Source organism: Xenophilus sp., from assembly GCF_044462705.1.
Lineage (GTDB): Bacteria > Pseudomonadota > Gammaproteobacteria > Burkholderiales > Burkholderiaceae_C > Xenophilus > Xenophilus azovorans.
On the sequence record NZ_JBIQNC010000291.1, the window covers coordinates 1 to 4,707 of the forward strand.

The 4,707-nt window shown below is 76.8% G+C and carries 2 protein-coding genes and 2 pseudogenes; 2 read left to right on the forward strand and 2 right to left on the reverse strand.

Annotation, left to right across the window (positions count from 1 at the left end):
* Together ACIY1X_RS24910 and ACIY1X_RS24915 are read right to left on the reverse strand one after the other, a co-directional pair.
* A pseudogene (locus tag ACIY1X_RS24910) lies at positions 1 to 908 on the reverse strand (hypothetical protein); the annotation flags it as partial.
* 87 nt (positions 909 to 995) lie between these two features.
* Positions 996 to 2,612: a DUF4139 domain-containing protein gene (locus ACIY1X_RS24915; RefSeq protein WP_399685961.1), complete on the reverse strand. Its 1,617-nt coding sequence runs from the start codon at positions 2,610 to 2,612 to the stop codon at positions 996 to 998.
* A 145-nt stretch (positions 2,613 to 2,757) separates the two neighbouring features.
* On the opposite strand from ACIY1X_RS24915, the gene ylqF reads away from it, so the two are divergent.
* Complete coding sequence (gene ylqF / locus ACIY1X_RS24920; RefSeq protein ID WP_399685965.1) at positions 2,758 to 3,711, forward strand: ribosome biogenesis GTPase YlqF; 954 nt, start codon at positions 2,758 to 2,760, stop codon at positions 3,709 to 3,711.
* 147 nt (positions 3,712 to 3,858) lie between these two features.
* Positions 3,859 to 4,707, forward strand: a pseudogene (locus ACIY1X_RS24925) (hypothetical protein); the annotation flags it as partial.

A 4,707-nucleotide genomic window follows, 5' to 3' on the forward strand; every position in this document is an offset into this window, starting at 1 on the left:
TCCAGCGCGGCGGTCCAGGCCGGGTTGACCGGGCCGCCCAGCGGCAGCACGCCGGCCGGCGTGACGGCGGCCAGCGGCAGCGCGGCCAGTGCCGGCGAATCGGCCGCCAGCGCGTCGCCGGCCAGCGCCGCATAGGTGTCGGGCGCGGGGTTGAGGGCGGGCACGGCGTGCGCGTCGAACGCGGCGACGCGGCAGCGGGCGAAGAAATCGTCCACCTTGGCGCGCACCGCCTCGACGGCCCGCGCGGCGTCCAGCGTGCGCTCGCCCAGCGGCAGCGCGGCCTCGTCCGCGGCCAGCCGTGCGTGCCAGGCGTGCAGCGACTGCACGTCGGCGAAGAAGGCCTCGGCCATGGCGCGGTCCACGCCGGGCTCGCCGCTGCGGTCCTTCACCGTGCGGGCGGCGCCGTGGCTGGCGAGGATGCGCGAGATCGCCTGCTGCGCCGGCGCGTCGTGCGCGGTCTGCACGGTGACGACGCCGTCGCCGTTGAAGCGCAGGCCCGCCAGCCGCTCGCGGCGCGCCGTCACGTCGGCCAGCGTCAGCTCGCCGTCTTCCGGGCGGCCGAGCGTGCGCAGCACGCGGCGTGTTTCCACCGTGAGTTCGCTGTCCGCCCGCAGCTCGTGCGCGGCCAGCCGGTCGCCTCCGCGCAGCAGCACGTCGGGGTCGGCGAACTGCGCGCAGGTCCACTCGCAGGCGGCGACCAGTTCGGGCTGGCGGATGCGGCCGTCGCCGTCCGCGTCGATCAGGGCGAGGGTGCGGGCGTCCAGCTCCAGGCCCTGCACGGGGCAGGCGAGGGCGACCCACAGCTTCGGGTCCAGATCGCCCAGCCGGGCGATGTCCTGTCCGCTGCGGAAGACCACCTGGTCGACGCCGCCGGCGCGCACGAAGCCGAATGCGTGTCGGGTTGGCATGGCGTACAGCGTCGCCGCTGCGCCGCGGCCCGGGCGTAGGCCGATGGCTGACGCTCGGTTCAGCCTGCGCCAGCGATCGCCGGCGGCTCAGCGGCCGCTGAGCTGCGCGTCCTTCGGGTAGGCGATGGTGTGCTCGGCGGTGAAGCGCGCGCTCCGGCCCGGCGCCAGCTCGGCGCGCCACATCGCGATGCCGGGCTGGCGGTTCCAGTCCCGCTCGGCCGGCTGCGGGCTGAACTGCGAGCGCACCTTCACCTCGTCGTCCACCGACACGGGCGCGGCCTCCAGCACCTGCACCGCCATCGGCGTGCGGTGGCGGTTCTCGACCACATAGGCGCGCTGCACGCGGCGCTCGGCGCGGCTGCCGACGAAGCCGCCGCTGCCGCGGCTGTCGCGTTCGGGCTCGGCCTGCACGCGCACCAGCTCGTCGCGGCCGAAGGACAACTGCATGCGCGCCGGCCCGTCGGCGTTCGCCGGCGCGGTCCAGCGGCCGGTGCCGGCGAAGGCGCCGTCGCGCCAGAGCTGCAGCGCGCCCTCGGGCCACACGCCCTCCGGCGCGTCGAACTCGGCGACCAGGTAGCCGGCCGCCTCCTCGCGCGGGCTGATGCGCACGGCCAGTTGCGCCGCGGCCTCGCGCCGCTCCAGCGTCATCGCCACGCGCTGGCCGCCGGAGGGCACGTCGATGGGCTGCGGCACGGCGAACTCGGTGGCGAAGCTGCCCTGGAACACGCTGGCGTCGAACAACGGCGCGGCCGTGTCGGCCTGCGCCATCGCTACGGGCGCGGCGGCGGGCGCCGACATCGCGCGGCGCAGCCGCGCTTCCTCCTTGGCGGCGGACGGCGGCGGCTGCAGGCCGACCTGCCAGGGCGGCGGCGTGCGGCCCGCCGTGCCGCGGCGCGGCTGGCCGGTGGCGAGCACCAGCTTCACGCCGCGCCAGTCCTCGCCGGTGGCCTGGGCCACCAGCGCCTGGCGCTCGATGCGCACCTGGCCGGTGGCGCTGTCCAGCGCGGCGCGGTAGGCGGGCGTCCAGCCGGGACCGGCGACCTGGTAGGCCAGCCGCAGCCGCGCCTCGCGCGGGGCGTGCAGCGTCACGGTGACGCTGCTCACCTTCGCGTCGCCGTCGCCCTGGGCGCGGCGGCGCTCGGCCAGCAGCGGCTGCAGCTGCCGGTCGATGTCGGCCTGGCCGCGCGCGAGCTGGTGCCGGCGCAGCAGCGCCTCTTCCCCGGTGCGGCGCAGCGCCTCGGCCGTGGCGGCGAGCGCCGCCGCGCCGGGGGCGGCCTGGCGGCGCTCGCCGTCGCCGCCCAGGCCCTGGAGGTAGCCGGTCACGTAGCCGAGCGCGTCGGCCTGCGCCGCCAGCGCGGCCTTCTGGTCCTCCAGCGCGCGGATGCGCTCGTCCAGCGGGCTGGCGGCGCAGGCGGCCGACAGCGAGCGCGGCCCGGTCTGCACCGAGGCCTCGCCGATCTGCACCGTAGCGTCATCGCTGTTGAGCTGCAGGTTCTGCGGGTCCAGCCCGGCCGGCAGGCAGTCGAAGCGGATGCTGCGGCTGCCGGCCGCCACCTGCGCCACGCGTTCCACGGTGGCGCTGCCGGGGTAGACCTTCACCTGCGTGATGCGCGACGCGGCGGGGGACTGCGCGGCGGCGGCCGAGGCGGCGAGCAGGGCGGCGAGGGGCGCGAGGCGCAGGGTGGGGGAAAGGAGGGACGGCATGGTCGGCGCTTTCAAGAGGAAGTGGACGATCCGCCTTCCACGCGCGACGCGGCCGGATGGGGTTGGCGCAGCATCAAAAAAACGCGCCCGCCGGGCCAGCAGGGACAATCGGCCGCTTCCCGCACCGCCTCTTTCCCGCCCGCCCATGCCGATCCAATGGTTCCCCGGTCACATGAACGCCACCCGCAAGGCGATTGCGGAGCGCGTGAAGACCACCGACGTCGTGATCGAGCTGCTCGACGCGCGCCTGCCCGGCTCCAGCGCCAACCCCGCGCTGACCGGCATGACGGCGCACAAGCCGCGCCTGAAGATCCTCAACAAGCAGGACCTGGCCGACCCGCAGCGCACGGCGGAGTGGCTGGCCCACTACCAGGCGCAGAGCGAGACCGGCGCCATCGCGCTGGACGCCAGCCAGACCCCGCCGGCGCAGCGCAAGGCCATCATCGACGCCTGCCACCGCCTGGCGCCCGGCCGCGGCGGCCTGGCCAAGCCGATGCGGGTGCTCATCTGCGGCGTGCCCAACGTGGGCAAGTCCACCCTCATCAACACACTCAGCCTGAAGCGCCAGGCCAAGGCCGCCGACGAGGCCGGCGTGACCAAACAGGAGCAGCGCATCCTGCTGGCCGACGACTTCTACCTCTACGACACGCCGGGCATGCTGTGGCCCAAGATCATCGTGCCCGAGAGCGGCTACCGCCTGGCCGTGAGCGGCGCCGTCGGCCGCAATGCCTACGACGACGAGGAAGTCGCGCTGGAGCTGCTGGCCTACCTGAAGACGCACTACGCCGAGGCGCTGCGCGCCCGCTACCGCCTGCCGGACGGCGAGCCCGTCGCGGACCAGCCCGACGAGGCCCTGCTCGACGCCGTCGGCCGGCGCCGCGGCGCGATCGTCTCGGGCGGCCGGGTCGATGCGCAGAAGGCGGCCGAGGCGCTGATCACCGACTTCCGCGGCGGCGCCATCGGGCGCATCACGCTGGAGACGGTGAAGGAGTTCGCCGCCTGGCTGGCCGCCGGCCGCCGCGCCGAGGCGGAGCTGCGCCGCCGGCGCGAGGAGGCGCAGCGGGCACGGCAGGGCAGCGCGGCCGGCCGCGGCCGCTGACGCGCCTCGGCCGTCCGGCCGATGGGCAGCCCGCCGGCCGCTGGCCACAATGGCGGGCGCCCTGCGGCGCCCATCCGCCATGAGAGCCGTTCCGTCCACGCCTTCGCCCGTCCCGGCCGGCGCGCCCGCGCAGGAGGGCGGCTGAACATGGCCACCGTCACCACGCCGGGCGTGTACGTCGAGGAGACGCCCCCCGGGCCGCGCATCGAGCGCGTGGACACCGCCACCGCCGCCTTCGTCGGCCCGACGCGCCGCGGGCCGCTGGGTGTGCGGCCGCGGCTGCTGCACAGCGCGGCCGACTTCGAGCGCCTGTACGGCGGCTGCCAGCCGCTGCGCTTCATCGGCGGCGCGGCGCACGCCGAGCCCCGGACCCACCACGTCGCGCACGCGGTGCGCGCCTTCTTCGCCAACGGCGGCGCGCGGCTGTACGTGGCCCGCACCGCCTTCGGCGCCCGGCCGGCCAGCGCCGTGCTGGGCGAGGACGAGGCACCCGAGCGCCGCGTGACCCTGCATGCGCTGGACCCCGGCAGCGGCGGCAACGGGCGCGTCGTGCTGCGCGAGCGGCTGCTGCCCGCCGGCCTGCGCGCGATGACCGAGGCGCCGCCCGGCACGCTGCTGCGCACCGTCTCCGCCGGCCGGCCGTGCGAGTGCCTGCGCGGCCACGACAAGCGCTGGCGCGACCGCGAGGGGCAGGTCGTCGCGCGCGGGCGGGTCGCCGACAGCCGGATCGTCGTCCTCGACATCGACTGGGCCGACGCCGACGGCATCGCCGAGCGCTGGGGCGAACTGGCCTGGTCGCCCTCGCACCCGCGCTGGGCCGGCGCCGTGCTCGGCAGCGCCGCCGCGCAGGCGAGCGCGCTGCCGCTGTGGCTGCACCTCGGCGCGGCGGTGGACGCCTGGGCGCTGCTCGACCGCGTGCGCGCGCTGGCAGGGCAGCCAGTGCAGCTGGCCCGCGGCACCCACGGCATGGTGCCGCCGCTGGCCGACGAGGCCACG

Coding starts and splice junctions, on each gene's coding strand:
- ACIY1X_RS24915 (WP_399685961.1), bottom strand. CDS start 2,612: ATGCCGTCCCTCCTTTCCCCCACCCTGCGCCTCGCGCCCCTCGCCGCC.
- ylqF (WP_399685965.1), top strand. CDS start 2,758: ATGCCGATCCAATGGTTCCCCGGTCACATGAACGCCACCCGCAAGGCG.